Here is a 17,823-nt window from a genome sequence, read left to right as displayed (position 1 = left end):
ATTAAAAAATGACGACTTCTATAGACAAAAAAATTGATGATTTGCTAAAACAGCATCCCGATCTAAAAAATATTGCACCGTTTGTTGATGCTAATGCAACAACGCCTTATTTAAAAGATGAGTCAAAATACACACGTAAATTATGTGATTCTATCGAACAAGCAATTCATAAATGTGAATTACGTGATGGAATGACGATCTCTTTCCACCATGCTTTTCGTGAAGGTGATAAGGTCATTAACAAAGTTGTTGAAACGATCAGCAGACTTGGTATTAAAAACTTAACGTTAGCATCAAGCTCATTGTTAAGTTGTAACTCTGCCTTGATTCCACATATTGAAGCAGGTGTGATTACCAAAATTTATACCTCTGGTTTACGAGGTAAATTGGCTGATGCTATTTCACATGGATTAATGGATAATCCTGTTCATATTCACTCTCACGGTGGACGAGTAAAACTTATTCAAAGTGGTGAAATTAACATTGATATCGCATTTTTAGCTGTTTCAACAGCGGATGAGCAAGGTAATGCCAATGGTGTATCGGGTAAATCTCAATGTGGTGCATTGGGTTATGCGATGGTTGATGCGCAATTTGCGAAAAAAGTAGTCTTGTTGACTGAAGATATCGTTGGTTATCCAAATCATCCGGCAAGTATTCGTCAGGATCAAGTCGATTATATTGTTAAAGTCGATGAAGTTGGTGATCCGACTAAAATCAGTGTCGGTGCAGCGCGAATTACCAGCAATCCACGTGAGCTAATGATTGCTCGCTATGCTGCGGATGTCATTGAGTATTCTGGCTATTTTAAAGACGGTTTCTCAATTCAAACCGGTTCAGGTGCGTCTTCAACGGCAGCCACCCGATTCTTAGAAAATCGTATGCGAGCTAAAAATATTACTGCCTCATTTGCATTAGGTGGTATTACAGCAAGTATTGTTGATTTACATGAAAAAGGGTTAGTTAAACGTTTACTTGATACGCAAAGTTTTGATGGTACCGCAGGACAATCTTTAGGTAAAAACCGAGATCATATCGAAGTTTCAACCAATGTCTATGCAAACCCTGCATCGAAAGGGGCGAGTGTGGATGAGTTAGATATTGTTATCCTTAGTGCATTAGAAATCGATCTTGATTATAACGTTAATGTATTAACAGGATCGGATGGTGTTATGCGGGGTGCGTCTGGCGGTCACTGTGATACCGCGGCCGGTGCAAACTTAACCATTATTGTTGCGCCATTAATTCGTAGCCGTATTCCAACTGTGATTAAGAAAGTGACAACCGTTGTAACACCAGGTGAGAGCGTTGATGTGCTTGTAACTGATCATGGTATTGCTGTTAACCCTAATCGTCCAGAAATCGCTGAACGTTTAAAAGCAGCAAACTTACCGGTAATGAGCATTGAAGAGCTTTACCAACGTGCGGTGTCATTGACTGGTGAACCAAAACCAATTGAATTTAAGGATAAAATTGTTGGTATTGTTCATTACCGAGATGGTTCGGTGATTGATGTAGTACGCGAAGTTAAAGACTAACTAACTTGCAATAGCATGACATGATGACATGCTATTGCCTTCTTTTATCTAAATAGCAGACAAGACCACAATGATAGTAAAATTTGATGATGGTACACCAATCACGCTTGAACAGATGTTACTTGCGAAAGAAAAACGAGTTGCCAATCAACTTTTTGCAATCACACACTATCAACAACCAATCATCTCACTTTGTTTGGTTATTCCAGGGGCTATTAAAAATAGTAGTGGAGCACATTATCTATTTAATCAAGCGATCCAAGCATTACATCACTGTTTGAGTACAAACAATATTACTATCGTGAATGAACAGCATTATCATCAAATCACAGGGTTTGAAGCGATTATTTCGGTAGCTTGCCAAACAGCAAAGTTAAAACAATTTTGTATTGATATTGAAGATAATCATCCTTTAGGACGATTATGGGATATTGATGTTATTGATCCCACTACCCAACAGAGCCTTTCTCGAGCTCAATTTGAACAACATCCAAGGCAATGTCTAGTGTGTGATGAAGTAGCAAAAATTTGCGGACGAGCTAAACGACACTCACTTGATGAGATATTTACCGCAATTCAAAATAAAATTATCCATTACGGCAAATAAGATTTAAAATTCATTATCAAAATCAATTAATTAAATCTTAAAAGGATTGATGAAAAAGATTATAATAGTGGAAATCATCAACCCATAATTTAATTGAATAATTAAAGCTAAATAGTCGCTAATGCTTGTTCTAAATCACCGATTAAATCATCGATATCTTCTAATCCAACTGAAATGCGTAATAGTTGATCGGAAATGCCAGCCGTCTTACGAGCTTCGGCACTAATTCCTGAATGGGTCATCGTTGCAGGGTGACAGACTAAGCTTTCAACTCCACCTAATGATTGTGCCAAGGTAAATATATTCAGCGCTTTTAAAAATTTAGGCATAACATCAGCATTGCCGACCAATTCAAAACTTAAAAGAGAGCCAAATCCTTTTTGCTGTTTTTTAGCAATATCGTGACCAAGATTAGACGGTAAAGATGGATGGAAAACTTTAGCAATTTTAGGATGATTCACTAAAAACTCAACTACCTGTTTAGCATTGTCTTGTTGTAGTTTGACTCGAGCAGCTAAAGTACGTAATCCACGCAATAATAAGTAGCTATCAAACGATGATGTTAACGTTCCAATGTTGTTTGCCCACCATAAGACATCTGTTGCTAATTTTTGATCTTTGAAGACTAAAATACCAGCCAATAAATCGGAATGACCATTTAAAAATTTGGTACAAGAATGGGTGACAATATCGGCTCCAAGTTCTAATGGCTTTTGTAGAATAGGTGTCATAAAAGTATTATCTACAAGTACAATTGCACCCACTTCATGTGCTTGGCGAGTGATCGCTTGAATATCGACAACACGCAAAAGAGGATTACTTGGTGATTCAATTAAGACTAATTTAGGACGCAGATTTAACGCTTCTTTCAATGCAACAGGATCGGACTGATCAACAAATTTTGCTTTAAAATGACCTCGTTCACTTAAACTGTTAAATAACCGATAACTGCCACCATAGCAATCATGAGGCGCAACCACTAAATCATTAGGGGATAATAATGCAACGCTAACTAAATGAATGGCTGACATTCCACAATTCGTTAATATAGCATCGGCTCCACCTTCCAATTTTGCGACGGTTTGTTCAACTAATCGTCGGCTAGGATTTGATTTTCGACCATAATCAAATTCTCTGGGTTTTGCAAACTCTTCATAGCGGTAACATGTTGAAGGTGTAATCACTGGAACGACACTACCGTATTGATCATCAGTATTTAAGCCACCCCGGACAGCAATCGTCCCTTGATTTAAATTAGCACATTGGCTTTGATTGTTAGATTGATTAGCCATAATAACCTTCCTAAACCTCTTGATTTATTCTTAGATATCAGTTGTATAAGAATAACACAATTAATAAAGACGTCAACATGTCTAGACGTCTAAGTATCTTGGTGTGTAGATTGCAGTAAAACAAAAAAAACGTTAAAATTATCCACATTATTTGTGATGTAATTTGGTGGAAAAATGATGAAATGGAATGGCGACTATATCAGCCCTTATGCAGAGCACGGTAAAAAAAGTGAGCAAGTAAAAAAAATTACTGTTTCAATTCCGTTAAAAGTCTTAAAGATATTGACTGATGAACGTACTCGTCGACAAGTGAATAATTTGCGTCATGCAACCAATAGTGAACTTCTTTGTGAAGCTTTTTTGCATGCTTATACAGGGCAGCCTTTACCATGTGATGAAGACTTACAAAAGGATCGAGAAGATGGTATTCCACAGCAAGCTCAAAAAATGATGAGGGATTTAGGTATTGATCCTGATCTGATTGATGAATAAAAATTAAATGGTTATCATCGTTCAGTATCATTAGAGAAGGGATATAAAAAAGGCGCATAAAGCGCCTTTTTTTATGATAATAACGAAAAAATCGTTACAACAAAAACTATTTTTTACCGCCAACCATTGAAAAACGTTGTTTGAATTTATCCACACGTCCACCAGTTGCAACATCACGTTGTTTACCAGTATAGAATGGGTGACACTCACCACATACGTCAAGATGAATATCATGACCAATAGTTGAATGAGTTTTGATAACATTACCGCAAGAACACGTTGCTGTAATTGCTTTATATTCTGGGTGAATACCTTCTTTCATAATAAACCTCTAAAGTTGGTTCGTATCGCTATATAAACGGCTGTGAAAGCAAAGTCTATACACCATACGAGTGTTAAAAAACATGATTAAGGTTGCGAATTATACGCTTTAAACTGCTGGTAATCAAGCAATAAAAGCCTTGTTTAAACAGGTAACTGACCAATAGTTACTTGTAACTCAACCTTTTCACCGTTTCGCAATACTACTATGGGGACGGTTGTGCCTGGTTTCAACTCGGCTATTTGATCCATTGTTTGAATAATGGATTTTACAGGCTTGTTATCAACCATAATTAAAATATCATCTGTTTGTACCCCAGCTTGTAAAGAGGGGCCTTCGGCATTAGTAACCAAAATACCTAAAACAACCGGCATATCGCTTGGATTTCGAGTAGGCGTAAATTCTAATCCATCAATACCAATATAACCGCGTATTATTTTGCCATCTTGAATCAATTTATTCATTATCTTTACCGCTAAGGCCGTTGGAATGGCAAAACCGATACCTTCGGGTACTTCATTTCCTAAATTTTTAGCAAAGGTTAGGGTGTTAATTCCGACTAATTCACCTTTAGTATTGACGAGTGCCCCTCCAGAATTACCATGGTTAATTGATGCATCAGTTTGAATAAAGTTTTGTCGACGATAAGGACTTAAACCATCACGTCCTGTTGCACTGATAATACCTTGCGTAATGGTTTGCCCAATATTATATGGATTACCAATAGCTAAAACAACGTCTCCAATCTTTGGTTCTCGGTTAGGATTGATGTGAATTGTTGGTATATTGGTAGCTTCAATTTTAAGAACTGCAATATCAACCAGTTTATCAGAACCAACAGTTAGCGCTTCAAAAATTCGTCCGTCTTGTAAAGCAACGATAATTTGTTCTGCACCATCAACAACATGATAATTAGTAATAATGTAACCCTGCTTACTCATAATTACCCCAGAACCTAGTGGTGTAATTGGGTTATCTGTCGATTGTTGAGACATTGCATTCACTGAACGGCTGTAGATATTCACAACCGCGGGTGCAGCAATTTTGACAGCATCAGAATAACTTATGGGTTCGTTATCAAAGATTGATCTTGAAAAGTTTGATTGTGTTCCATTGCGCAAGGTCGGAAATATAATCAATAGCACTATCGCTAAAACAGTACCAATCAATATAGGCCATAAAATTTTCTTAAGCATAATGATTTGATTGTAAAGGGTGATAAGAAGATTTTAGCACATCTGACTAGATGTTGAAATTAATGATTTTCGTCGATACAAAAGCATCGACGAAAAAAAATTTATTCAGGAATTAGCGTAAAATTAAATATAAACGGCTATCACCCCGAACAATATTTAGCGCAATTGCAGATGGTTTGCTGTCAATAATTTTGCGAAGATCCGCAATATTGTTGACACGTGTTTTATTTACACCCGTGATAAGGTCGCCTTCTTGCAGGCTTAAACTTGATGCAGGTGAATTTTTAGCAATGCTCTCAATAATTACACCTTTTTGTCCTTTAATTTCACCATTAGTTAATATAGCGCCGTCAAGGGAAGCGTGTAAAGATTTTGCTTCGGTCGTCGATTCGTCGCTATTTTTTAATTTTACACTAACGGTTAGATTTTTGCCGTCACGAATTAAACCTAATTCAACAGTTCGTCCAACACCAGCGGTAGCAATTTTAGCTCGTAATTCGGCAAAACTATCAACGGGTTTTCCATCCATTGACACAATCACATCGCCAGATTTAATACCGGCTTCCTTTGCGGCCGAGTCATCGATAACTTCACTAACAAATGCGCCTTTTTGAATTTCGAGATCAAACGCCTTTGCAATATCAGAAGTTAATTCATTCCCTTTTATACCTAATACACCCCGTTTGACTTCGCCAAATTCAATTAATTGCGAAGTTAAATTTTTCACCATATTACTTGGAATCGCAAAACCGATACCTACATTTCCACCACTAGGTGCAATAATGGCGGTATTAATTCCAACTAATTCACCATTTAAATTGACCAAGGCTCCACCAGAATTGCCTCGATTAATTGACGCATCTGTTTGAATAAAATTCTCAAAACCATTCATACTAAGTCCACTACGAGCAAGCGCGGAAATAATACCCGAAGTAACCGTTTGACCAATTCCAAAAGGATTACCAATTGCCACAACATAATCACCAACACGTAATTTATCCGAATCAGCGAGTTTCAGTGCGGTTAATTTTTTACCATCTTGAATTTGCAGTAATGCAATATCACTTTGTTGATCTTTACCAATTAATTTGGCTTGATACTCATGACCATCATTTAAAGAAATAATGATTTTATCTGCATTTTCAATAACATGATTATTGGTTACTACGTAGCCTTTTTCAGCATCAATAATGACACCAGAACCTTGACCAGTAAACGCTCTCGATTGACTGTCAGGATAACCAAAGAAACGTCTAAATTCCTCTGGCATGTTATTTTGCATCTGAGCAACACCTTCAACTTTAATGCTAACAACAGACGGTAATACTGTTTCTAGCATTGGAGCCAAACTCGGTTTTTCAGTATTATTATCGGTAGGTATCGATGGAAAAGCAGCATAAGCATTTGAAAACATCGATAAACTTATACTTATACTTAAAGCAATAACACTTAATAGTTTTTTTTGTTTTTTTACTGAATTGTTCATTTTACAACTCTCGCTTTTCGAATAATTTAAAAATAATAGAAACTTGTACTAGCGTTTACTAGTGAATTCGTATTAAGACCGTTGATCATCCGTTTTAAATAAATTTGAAGGATTATCAGAATAATCTTTAGGTTGCTTTTCTAAAACTAGTTTTGGGCTACTGTCAGAATTATTTTCATCAAGACTAAGATTAGGCATATTTTCGCTACCAATAATCTGTTGCGAATTTTCTGCCATATGTTGATAAAGACGTCTAAACTCTTTAGCCATATTATCTAAGATTTCAGCACTGTGGGAAAAATGTTGAGCAATCATTTGTTTTTGAGTTTTCAACTCTTCTTGTGCTTTATCAAGCTCTCGTTTGGTATTTGCATATTGACGAGCTTTAGGACTAACCACATTCATTAAAATAGCGCCAACAATCAAGCCTATCACTAATCCAATTAAAATATAAATGATGATGTCTTTTTCCATAAATTACTCCTTGTACTTTATATAGTCTGATTATATAAAATTAATATAAACTTGCTCGTTATCATTTTGCATGGTTAGCAAGTTTAATCAATTGTTTTTTTAGTTTATTTGGTGCATTTTCTGCTAATGCATATAAATAAGTTGCACTAATTTGTGTCATGGTACTGTTCATTGTAGCATCATTTGACGAATGATTAACCCTTTGGGATGAAGGTGCAGCAATATCAGGATTAATACGATATTGAATTGATGCTAAAGATGGCAATAGGTTTTTGCGAATACCGGTTAATAAATTGCTTTGTTCATATTTTAGCCGAGTAAGCCAACTCGCTGAACTGACTTCAAGAATGAGAATACCTTGCCTAAAATTAGATACCCGACATTGAACATTTAACGGAGGAGGCAGTAGATCAAATACAACATTAGCTAATTTCTTTAACGCATATATTCTTTCTTGAATATGCAATAAAGAAGAATCTTGCGTCAAAATTGACGAAAGTATTTGTGGTTCATTATCACGCATAGGCTAACCTCATGCTCTCCATTATGATCTTTTGCTCTGTTTAAAAAACATACGCAATATATGACTAAAATAATTTAGCGCATCTAATAAAAAATATCTTACTAAAAAAAAACATTTACAGATAGTTAAAAAATCTTTTTCAAATTGTTAATCTAGTATACTGAAAATAAACAACTTGTTTTTGAAGTCGATACTTTAAAGGAATAGCACCGTTTAAAAACGTTTATTTCAAGTAATAGCATAATTATCGTTTTATAAAAAAGGAAATCATCATTTATAACTATTATTTTAACAAAGATATCCAAGCAGTAAATGACTAAAAGAAATAATTGATACAGATTACTTATGTCGCTAATTTAATTTGATATATTTCAAATTAAAACATAAAAAATTGTTGAAAATTGTAAATAAATGACGTGGATTGTAATTTAAATAAGATTATCATTGCCGATTATAAAAATTAATAACAAAACTTAAAAAAATTTAATTAAACAGAAAAAGTATAAATAGTATGAAGCGATTGGGTTATCGTATTATGTCACTGTTTTGGTTTTTTGCATCTTAATTGTGTTTGTTAAAATATTCGCTTTAAATTATGTCCTGATCTAAAACCTGTATTTCAAACCGTATATTAATGATTTCTGTTCAATGACACTAAAATATTAAATACGGTGATTTTGGTTTAATACTTAATAAGTTTAGAAAAATTTAATTCAAATAAAACGTGTTATTATTTTAATAAACATGATTGAATTTTATTGATTTCTTTATTTAGTGCATCGATAACTAAGTCAGGATGTGATCGTTGTAAAGTTTTAACGTTTTCAAAACCATCATTTACTGTCGAACCCGTATATTGTTGAGCCTGTTTAATGTTGCTAAATAGATAATGAATATTGTTTTGATGGTGAGTAGCCGTTAAAGTATAACTGACAAAATATTTAGCGTTATAATGATAGTCGGTTATGGCATTGGCAACAACATGATTTCCTTCAACTAGCTTAATCGTTTGACCCCCATTTATTGTGATCGATTGTTGATTAGGGATGTTGTATGAATACCACCAAGGTGATCCAAAATAACTTTCGTTTGTTAGCACAACTGGTCCATTATTGAGTTCTTGTGCAATACACAGCGACAAGGAAGAATGAAGATTTTGGGTTGGTATTGTTTTGCTATATTTATTGAGAATATCATCGCCCGATGCGTTTTGTGATATTTCGACGCCTTGGGTTTGATAAATCGACGCCATTTTGGGCGATGTACAGCCCGTTAGCACAGCAACAAGAGTGAATAAAATTATAAACGCTTTCATGGCTAGCTCCTCATAGGTGTTAAATGGTTTATTGATTAGTTTACTCATATTGATAAACATTAACCATAAATTGATATTTAAAATTGAATGAAAAGAACCAATGTTAAAAATGTGGAAATTAATAACAATTTTAGAGGTTATGCGAGTGAGGTAAATAATTACCTCACATCATTAAGATAATATTAAACCTTTTTACCACGAATTTTTCGTGATAATCGTTTAAATCCATGGGTGAATTTTTTAATTGCCATAGCCATAGCCGGAACTTTAATCTTAATATTAAATCGTTCTTGCAGTTCTATGGCATCGTTAGCTTTGGTTAGCCAAATAAACCCTGAATTTGTTAAGTCGATGGCTTTAATTTTGCCATCTGGCGTTAAAATGAAATTACCGCCATGCACATCGTTAGAGACTAAATTATAATGATGAAGTTTTTCGATACAATTTTTGACTTGTTCGCCATGTAATTTCATTTCGTCCCTTGTTAATGAACGACCTTCGATAAAATTAAAAATCATATAGTGGCGTTTAGTTTTTTTATCGAATGCGACTAAATAAAGCTCATAAGCTATGTCGCATTTATCCTGCGAAATTTTAGCTAATTTATGGATTAAATTGAAATAAAAATCACCGGTTATTTTGGCAATCAGTCGACGTTCCAAACGATTTTCAACGCCACCATCAATTTTAAAAATAAATTTGCTTTGATTATGATTAATTAAATAAGTATATCTTTCAATACGATCACTAGGATCCAGTAATTCATGGTGACCTTCCTCTGCCAGAAAGTGATCAAACAGTTCAAGATAGTCAATTTCATCATTTTGGACGTAAGCGAACTTCATATCACCACGTTCAGTTTCAATTATATTTGCAAAGTTATTCAAATTACTTGGCTCCAACATACAACAACACAATTGGTTTATCTTAAACACTATCTATCTTAAAGTAAATGAAACGATGATAATTATAACGTTTACATAACCTAATTATAATCATCAAAATTTTGCGCTGATTAAAATGTTTTCTTATAATTGAAAATTATTGATAAATACGTTAACTGCTATTGTTTACTATGCTAAATAAGTCATCAGTTTGGTTTCTCTATATTATTAAAACGGCTAATCAAACATTCTATACCGGTATTACTACAGATATAAGTCGACGTTTACATCAACATCAAACTGGTCAAGGAGCTAAATATTTGAAAGGTCATCAAGATCTTACGCTTGTCTATCAAGTTTATGTTGGGGATAAATCCACAGCTTTAAAGCTTGAGTATCGTATCAAACAACTTTCTAAGACTCATAAAGAAAAACTCATTGCACAATCTCCTAACTTAACGGAATTATTGGCAAGATTCATTGCTAAATAATTTATTTTTAGATGAGTTTATAATTCAAAATGCCGACATCAATGCTAAAGGTGGTGAGTAAATTGCTTTAGTTTGCTGTTCAAATTCCTTGAGTTGTTGATACCAAAAATCAACATCTGTGATCCAAGGAAAAGCAGCAGTAAAAGCCGGGTCTTGCCAACGTGTAATAATCCAAGCCAGATAATGAACCATTCTCATTGCTCTTAATGGCTCAATTAATTTAATTTGTTGACTATCAAAATCGTTAAACTCTTGATACATTTCTATTAACGTATCAAGTTGTAGACGTTGTTCTTGACGATTACCATTTAGTAACATCCATAAATCTTGAATTGCAGGGCCATTACGTGCATCATCAAAATCGACAAGTATGGCTTGGTCTCGCCATAATATATTACCAATATGACAATCACCATGTAAACGGATGCATTGCCAATCATTGTGCCAATGTTGTTCAACGGCTTTAATTAGGTGTGTCAGGTTTGTTCTAAGCACTGAATGAATATTTTTAGGAATAAACTGACAAGATAAAAGTACCTCTTGAGGCTGATAAAGGTACTCCTCAAGACCGATTGTCGGTCGGTGTATAAAGTTTTTTTGAGCGCCAATTTGATGCATTCGTCCTAATAACAGTGAGACTGACTCCATTTGTTCAATGTTATCAGATTCGTATTGTCTGCCGCCTATACTTGGAAAAAGCGAGAACAAATAACCTTGATATTCATGCAGAGTGTTGTTATTGACTATTATAGGCGTAACAACAGGGATTTCAGCATCAAATAATGCTTGGGTAAATTGATGCTCCTCAAGAATTTGCTCTCGATTCCAGCGATGTGGACGGTAAAACTTAACAACATAACGTATTCGCTCTTCATCCATAAATTGGTAGACACGATTTTCATAGCTATTTAATGCTATTAAACCCGAATCAACACGTATCCCGAGAGACAACAAACAATCAAGAATAAATTCAGGGGATAGCGTCTGGAATGAAAAAGCAGGATGATTCATTAATTTTCTCTTTTATTGTTGGTTAAACCATTCGTTTAATTGCCATTTTAATGGTTCAAGACCAATACGTTTTGGTGATGAGAAAGGGGATACTGTAATATCACCTTGAAAAGGTAAGATGGCTTCTTTGACCATATTAACTTGTTTTTTGAGCGCTCCAGACGCCAGCTTATCTGCTTTGGTCAATAACAACATGACGGGAATGTTCACCGATACCGCCCATTCAATCATCTGTTGATCTAAATCTTTTAAAGGATGTCTTATATCCATTAATATCACTAAACCTTTAAGGCTTTCACGTTTTTGTAGGTATTCCCCTAATGACTTCTGCCATTTTCGCTTGATTGTTTCTGGCACTTGCGCATAACCATATCCTGGCAAGTCAACCAACCGACAATTAGGCTCGACTTCAAAAAGATTAATAAGCTGAGTCCGCCCCGGTGTTTTACTGGTTCTGGCCAACCCTTTTTGGTTAGTCAGCGTATTAAGCGCACTCGATTTTCCTGCATTTGAGCGACCGGCAAATGCGACTTCTACACCACCGTCAAAGGGCAAATGTGAAATATCTGGTGCACTTAATATAAATTTAGTTTTTGCATAATTTAATGGTCGAATATCGTACATAAATAAGTATCCTATAAATGCGTAGACAGCATTTAATCGATTAAAATGCTGTTACTGTATAGAAAAACTTATGCATTGACAACTTTTTCAACGGCTTTTGCAAATCGGTTCATCCCTTCTTGGATTTCATCTTCTGATATAATCAGTGAAGGTGTAAAACGTAATACATTTGAACCGGCATTTAAAATCATTACTTTATATTCTGTTGCGACGTTCAAAAAATCGCGAGCTTTGTCATGAAACTCAGGTTGTAATTCAGCGCCAATAAGTAACCCTTTTCCTCGATATTCTCTAAACACATTGAATTTGTCATTAATTTCTTCCAGTTTAGCAATAAATATTGCTCGACGCTTTTCGATCCCTGAAAGCACGTCTGGTGAATTGATAATATCAAACGCTTCACAGCCTACTGCACAAGCAAGAGGATTACCACCATAAGTGGTACCATGTACACCAACATGCATCACAGAGGATACTTGATCGGTGGTTAACATTGCACTAATCGGGAATCCGCCACCCAATGCTTTAGCGGAGGTTAAAATATCCGGTATCACATTGTATTGTTGATAGGTGTATAAACTGCCTGTTCGTCCCATGCCACATTGAACTTCATCAAATATTAGCAAGGCATTATATTCATCACAAAGCAACCTAACACCATTCAAAAATTCAGGTGTAGCCGATGCTAAGCCGCCTTCCCCTTGTACCGGTTCAAGGACGACCGCACAAGTATGATCATCCATGACCGCTTTAACAGCATTAAGATCATTAAACGGAACATGAACGATATCAGCTGGCTTAGGGCCAAATCCATCGGAATATTTTGCTTGACCTCCAACAGAAACCGTGAAAAAAGTGCGTCCATGAAAAGATTGGTAAAAAGAAATAATTTTAGTTTTATAAGGATGAAACTTTTTTGTGGCATAATAGCGAGCAAGTTTGAACGCTGCTTCATTGGCTTCCGCCCCTGAATTGGCAAAAAATACGCGATCAGCAAAAGTATGGTCAATCAGTTTTTGAGCAAGCATTAATGCCGGTTCATTAGTAAACACATTGCTGACATGCCACAATTTTTGACTTTGTTCTTGTAATGCTTTGATTAATCTTGGGTGGCAATGCCCTAAAGCGTTGACTGCAATGCCACCAGCAAAATCGATGTACTCTACGCCATTTTGATCCCAAATCCGGCTACCTTCACCTTTAACGGGGATAAATTGTGCGGGTGAATAAACGGGTAAAATAACTTTATCAAACAATTCTCGAGAAACGTTATGTTGCATTGTTACATCCTTACCTATATTGACATGTTGCAATCTATTTTATGCCAAATAGAGGTTTAGTAAAGTAAATAATTATTCATTTAATTTGAATTAAAATTCAGTTTGAAAGTTTTGCGCAGGATAGCGACCGAATAATTTTCTTCTTTTACATAATTGTTTTCAGTTATAATTGGACACTATTTTTAATTGTATTTGGAAAAAGATTAATATGAGCCGCATTATATTTTGCCATTATTTACAAGAAGAATCGGAAGGTTTGGATTTTCAGCTATATCCGGGAGAGCTTGGCAAGCGTATATATAACGAAATTTCAAAACTAGCTTGGCAAGAATGGCTTAAAAAACAAACCATGTTAATCAACGAAAATAAACTCAATATGATGAATCCTGAACATCGAAAAAAAATTGAAGATGAAATGGTTAAATTTTTATTTGATGGTGAAGATATCATTATTGATGGCTATAAACCACAAAATTGAGAAATCACATGAAAAATAACATAAAAATTATTACATTATTTGTTACTGCAAGTTTTTTAGCGGGTTGTCCTAGTAAAAATGCAAATTTCGATAATGAAGATTATTATGTTAAAGATACCAATGCATTTAATATTTTAATCAGCCAATATGCTAATAATATTGAACAAATATGGGGGCCCAAAGAGGTGCTTATTGCGGGACCTAAAGATTATGTTCAATATGAGGATAATTTAGAAACGCGAGTTCATATTAACTTTGTTTCTGGGGTGATTACGATAGAAACATTGTCTGATATGCCCATAATCAGTTTAAAAGATGCTATTGTTTCAACGCTACTAATGCCAGAACCAGATGATATTATTCGTCATGGTAAAATGGGGCAGGATCAGTCACAAGAGCCTTTTTTGTATAATCAGGTGCTTGACCAAGAAATGCAACCTATTCGTTGGAGTGGTAGAGCCAATAACTTTGCTGACTATGTTCTTGCTCATAATATGCAAGTTCGCACATCGGGTTCTCATCAAATTACTTATGTTGAAATTAAACTTGTTCCTAATCATATCAATCAGCGCGCCAGAAAATTTTTACCGTTAGTGATTGAAGCATCAAATCGTTACCTTATAGATGAACGATTAATTTTAGCGATTATGGAAGTTGAATCGGCATTTAACCCCTATGCTGTGAGCCGTAGTGATGCACTTGGATTAATGCAAGTTCAACAACATACTGCTGGACGCGATATTTTTTCATTAAGGGGAAAATCAGGGGAACCTAGCAGGCAATTTTTACTCGATCCTAAAAATAATGTTGATATGGGTACCGCTTATTTATCACTATTAAAAACAAAATATCTAGCAGGGATTAATAATCCTATTTCTTTGAGATACGCAATGATAACATCTTATAATGGTGGTGCAGGTAGTGTACTTCGTACCTTCTCTAGTGATCGTAACGAAGCGATTAACATTATCAATTCTATGACCCCACAGCAAGTATATCGAAAATTGGTTACTTCCCATGTTTCACAAGAGTCTCGCAACTATCTTATCAAAGTCAGTAGTATATTAGACAATAGGTAGGATATAAAATAGTCGTGCCATCATATTATATTGATTTATTTATATTATGATGGTCTTTATTAAAGAAACAATAGTTATTTAATTAATCCCGATTTGTTAATTTTAAATTTCACTTCTTAAAAAAAGCTTACCGTGAAGGTAATTGAAATTGATAATAATCTGTTTTATTTGCTGTTTAACCGCTTACAACTCTTAGCAAATAAGGAGTTGATGCGGTTTCAACCTAAACTTAGAATAAGTGAAAATAATAGTAAAGTTTTAGCTATTAAATTTTTAGTAAATTTTATCTTTTCTTTATATCGTTTAAGGTCATCAACCTAAATTTAATAACAGAGTTGCAATAAAATGAAAGGAAATTCTAATTCATGAATAAATGTAAACGGTTCCGTATTTTTTCTGATCTGGTAATAGGTTTGTTGATTTTGCTTGGATCAATTTTTGCTTTCGCTAAAACAATGACTAATTTAATCATGCTTAGATCTATTGATGATGAATTAAATACAACAGAAAAATTGAACTCAGGCATCTACCATTCTGGACTCTCCTTACAAAAGTTATTTCTTGCTTCTTTGGGATTTTATAAAGATACAAATTATCCGGTTAAAAATGTCGGATCTCACAATGAGATATATCAGCAACCTAATTTAGATAATCACCGTCAATTAGAAACATTGTTTTTCAGTCATAGCCATTTTGTTACAGCGCTATTTGAAAAGACTGTTACTGTTATAAAAGAACTATTATCAATAGACAATAAATACAGTGTAATCTCGGCTGCTCAATACGGACTTTTCAAAAACAATGTTAATGCGGCATCCTTTCAGATTTTAGGTCAATGTGTTGTGCAAGATAGCAATTTGCTAACTAATTTATTTCAACGAAAAGATAGAGCGTATAAAAAATACACATAAAGATATTAACTTGATGATATCTTGATAGTTTAAGACAAAAATTTATTATTTATTGATCGTTTTATTCGATCAATATGTTATGTCAGCTCAAAAAGTCTCAAACTAAAATGTTATTTAAATCATTAATTATTAATTAAATGTTAACTTAAAACGATAATCGGTATAGATGTTAATAAAAGACATTTAACTGAACTAACAATAAATAAAAATAATAGCTATTAAAAGAAAGGAAATAAATTAGATGAAAAAACATAACTGGACCCGACATCCGCTTTGTTTGGGGATAAGTGTTGCTTTTTTACTCGGCTCAAATGGTGTTTATGCCGGTACGGATAACGTGCCCAAATTGAACATTATCCGGGATGAGTTTAATGCAAAAGAAAAGCTTAATTTAAGTATCTTTAATCCTAAAGTGAAGTTAACTTCACAAGGATTATTTACAACACCAATGGGGCTTTATGTTTATACCAACTATCCAACCAAAATTGCGGAATATCAAATCACCATTTACCGACAATCTGATTTAGATAACCAATATCCCTTAAAGACGTTACGTTTTAGTGATATCAGCCCTTATGAAGCGGTATTATGGAATGGCGATACGGATAATGGTGAGCCATTATCGATTGACAGCGAGTATAAAGCGATTTTAACCACCACCAGTTATGACGGTTTGAAAGATAACGTTTATGCGACATTTTTTAAGACATTAGGTTATGGCAGTGCACAAACCGACAGTGATTTTATTTCCTATAGCAAATCTAACCTTCAATCTACCTCGTCGAATTTATTATTTGGCCAATTAAAATCAGACAGCACCATACCGGGCTTTGGTGAAAGCCGAATAAACCATCAGGGCATCGTCACCAGTGCACAAGACCGTAAAGTGGTCATTCAAATGGCGGGACTGGAAGATAAAAAAGCAGTGATGCTCAATGGTGAGCGCTTAGTGGTGGATGACAATGGTCGAGCCATGCGCGAGATAATTTTATCCCCGGGTGATTATCAGTTTGATTTAAGCTGGCAGGATGAGCAGGGTCAGACCCACACACAGCAGGAAAAGCTGGTGGTGGAGCAGGAAGATGACCTTTTCTATGTGGGCATAGTGGATGTGACGTATGCGCAAAACAATGTCAGTGGCGACGGACAATCCATACTGGAAGAGGCAGACAGTCATCACTACAGCGGCAAAGGGAGCTGGGATGGACGGGTTGCTTTTTACTTAAAAGCGAACAAAGGTGATTATCGCATTACCGCCCATTTAGACACAACGGAAACCCGGCTGAAAAATGCGTTCGGTCATTTAGGTGAAAAAGACCCGACCCGTTTTATCCGTGAAATCGACCCGCAAGCTTACTACCCTACTCATGGGGATGGTTCGACCACTGAGCGGGATGTGGATACGGAAGGGAAGTTTTATCTCAAAATAGAGAAAGGGAAAAGTTACGGGTTATGGGGTAACTATAACACGCAGATTACCGGCAATGAGTTTGCTAACTTTAACCGCAGTTTATACGGTGCACAATTATCTCATGAAAGTGAAGGTGTGACCGGATATGGTGATACCCGCACGTACGGGACGGTGTTTTTATCGAACGGTGAAACACGGGGCAGTCATGTTGAGTTAGCCTCGACCGGTGGTAGTTTGTATTTTTTAAAACATCAGCGTATTACTGAAGGGAGTTTAAAGCTGTCGATGGAGGTACGTGACCGTAATACGGGTCGGGTACTGAGTACCGGGACGTTGACGGAAGGTGTGGACTATGAAGTCAATCAGTTTCAGGGTCGGGTACTTTTAACCAGGCCACTGCCGATGACGG

Annotated in this window: 18 protein-coding genes and 1 pseudogene; 8 read left to right on the top strand and 11 right to left on the bottom strand. The window is 35.3% G+C overall.

Translation table 11 applies throughout. The annotated features are described in order from the left end of the window. The first annotated feature begins 8 nt into the window (after positions 1-8). Both citF and citX read left to right on the top strand, forming a co-directional pair. Positions 9-1,538: a citrate lyase subunit alpha gene (gene citF, locus J3U36_RS09715; RefSeq protein WP_267379073.1), complete on the top strand. Its 1,530-nt coding sequence runs from the start codon at positions 9-11 to the stop codon at positions 1,536-1,538. A gap of 70 nt (positions 1,539-1,608) precedes the next feature. After that, positions 1,609-2,145, top strand: coding sequence for a citrate lyase holo-[acyl-carrier protein] synthase (gene citX, locus J3U36_RS09710; protein WP_267379076.1), 537 nt, complete (start codon positions 1,609-1,611; stop codon positions 2,143-2,145). Between the two features lie 107 nt (positions 2,146-2,252). On the opposite strand, the gene metB is transcribed toward citX, so the two are convergent. Further along, positions 2,253-3,437 (bottom strand): cystathionine gamma-synthase, encoded by a 1,185-nt coding sequence (gene metB / locus J3U36_RS09705; protein ID WP_267379078.1) that lies wholly within the window; start codon positions 3,435-3,437, stop codon positions 2,253-2,255. A 174-nt stretch (positions 3,438-3,611) separates the two neighbouring features. Between metB and metJ the strand changes: the two genes are divergently transcribed. Then, positions 3,612-3,929: a met regulon transcriptional regulator MetJ gene (gene metJ, locus J3U36_RS09700; RefSeq protein ID WP_065559663.1), complete on the top strand. Its 318-nt coding sequence runs from the start codon at positions 3,612-3,614 to the stop codon at positions 3,927-3,929. Positions 3,930-4,035: 106 nt separating this feature from the next. Here metJ and rpmE read toward each other — a convergent pair whose 3' ends face one another. The 7 genes from rpmE to J3U36_RS09665 form a co-directional block, all read right to left on the bottom strand. Continuing rightward, positions 4,036-4,251 (bottom strand): 50S ribosomal protein L31, encoded by a 216-nt coding sequence (gene rpmE, locus J3U36_RS09695; RefSeq protein WP_065559662.1) that lies wholly within the window; start codon positions 4,249-4,251, stop codon positions 4,036-4,038. A 143-nt stretch (positions 4,252-4,394) separates the two neighbouring features. Then, on the bottom strand, positions 4,395-5,447 hold the full coding sequence (gene degS / locus J3U36_RS09690) for an outer membrane-stress sensor serine endopeptidase DegS (RefSeq protein ID WP_267351941.1): 1,053 nt from the start codon (positions 5,445-5,447) through the stop codon (positions 4,395-4,397). Between the two features lie 112 nt (positions 5,448-5,559). After that, the gene (locus J3U36_RS09685) at positions 5,560-6,933 is read right to left on the bottom strand and encodes a Do family serine endopeptidase (RefSeq protein WP_324101220.1); all 1,374 of its coding nucleotides are present in this window, start codon (positions 6,931-6,933) and stop codon (positions 5,560-5,562) included. A gap of 72 nt (positions 6,934-7,005) precedes the next feature. Further along, entirely contained in the window at positions 7,006-7,407 is a 402-nt protein-coding gene (locus tag J3U36_RS09680; protein WP_065559659.1) for a ZapG family protein, read from the bottom strand. A 61-nt stretch (positions 7,408-7,468) separates the two neighbouring features. After that, a complete protein-coding gene (locus tag J3U36_RS09675; RefSeq protein ID WP_267351938.1) occupies positions 7,469-7,930 on the bottom strand; it encodes a DUF721 domain-containing protein in 462 nt (153 codons plus the stop codon). Positions 7,931-8,660: 730 nt separating this feature from the next. Beyond that, on the bottom strand, positions 8,661-9,245 hold the full coding sequence (locus J3U36_RS09670; RefSeq protein ID WP_267351936.1) for a hypothetical protein: 585 nt from the start codon (positions 9,243-9,245) through the stop codon (positions 8,661-8,663). Between the two features lie 182 nt (positions 9,246-9,427). Beyond that, a complete protein-coding gene (locus J3U36_RS09665; protein ID WP_267351935.1) occupies positions 9,428-10,132 on the bottom strand; it encodes a lipopolysaccharide core heptose(II) kinase RfaY in 705 nt (234 codons plus the stop codon). A 188-nt stretch (positions 10,133-10,320) separates the two neighbouring features. Between J3U36_RS09665 and J3U36_RS09660 the strand changes: the two genes are divergently transcribed. After that, entirely contained in the window at positions 10,321-10,620 is a 300-nt protein-coding gene (locus tag J3U36_RS09660; protein WP_267379082.1) for a GIY-YIG nuclease family protein, read from the top strand. A 24-nt stretch (positions 10,621-10,644) separates the two neighbouring features. Here the strand turns inward: J3U36_RS09660 and J3U36_RS09655 are convergent, their stop codons facing one another. From J3U36_RS09655 to J3U36_RS09645, 3 genes are all read right to left on the bottom strand, one after another. Further along, positions 10,645-11,631 carry a serine/threonine protein kinase gene (locus tag J3U36_RS09655; RefSeq protein WP_267379085.1) on the bottom strand — a complete coding sequence of 329 codons (987 nt, stop codon included), beginning with the start codon at positions 11,629-11,631 and terminating at the stop codon, positions 10,645-10,647. 12 nt (positions 11,632-11,643) lie between these two features. Beyond that, positions 11,644-12,255: a ribosome biogenesis GTP-binding protein YihA/YsxC gene (gene yihA / locus J3U36_RS09650; protein ID WP_065559653.1), complete on the bottom strand. Its 612-nt coding sequence runs from the start codon at positions 12,253-12,255 to the stop codon at positions 11,644-11,646. A 68-nt stretch (positions 12,256-12,323) separates the two neighbouring features. After that, a complete protein-coding gene (locus J3U36_RS09645; protein ID WP_267379088.1) occupies positions 12,324-13,535 on the bottom strand; it encodes an aspartate aminotransferase family protein in 1,212 nt (403 codons plus the stop codon). Positions 13,536-13,743: 208 nt separating this feature from the next. On the opposite strand from J3U36_RS09645, the gene J3U36_RS09640 reads away from it, so the two are divergent. The 4 genes and pseudogenes from J3U36_RS09640 to J3U36_RS09625 form a co-directional block, all read left to right on the top strand. Beyond that, positions 13,744-14,013: an oxidative damage protection protein gene (locus J3U36_RS09640; protein ID WP_065559651.1), complete on the top strand. Its 270-nt coding sequence runs from the start codon at positions 13,744-13,746 to the stop codon at positions 14,011-14,013. An 8-nt stretch (positions 14,014-14,021) separates the two neighbouring features. Beyond that, positions 14,022-15,092: a membrane-bound lytic murein transglycosylase MltC gene (gene mltC, locus J3U36_RS09635; protein ID WP_267351928.1), complete on the top strand. Its 1,071-nt coding sequence runs from the start codon at positions 14,022-14,024 to the stop codon at positions 15,090-15,092. A gap of 365 nt (positions 15,093-15,457) precedes the next feature. Further along, positions 15,458-16,003, top strand: a complete 546-nt coding sequence (locus tag J3U36_RS09630) for a hypothetical protein (RefSeq protein WP_267379091.1) — start codon at positions 15,458-15,460, stop codon at positions 16,001-16,003. 241 nt (positions 16,004-16,244) lie between these two features. Then, a pseudogene (locus J3U36_RS09625) lies at positions 16,245-17,823 on the top strand (hypothetical protein); the annotation flags it as partial.

This window comes from Gilliamella sp. B3817 (assembly GCF_026536705.1).
Lineage (GTDB): Bacteria > Pseudomonadota > Gammaproteobacteria > Enterobacterales > Orbaceae > Gilliamella > Gilliamella apicola_I.
Note: the sequence above shows the minus strand (reverse complement) of the source record. Positions and strands in the feature narration are given on the sequence as shown.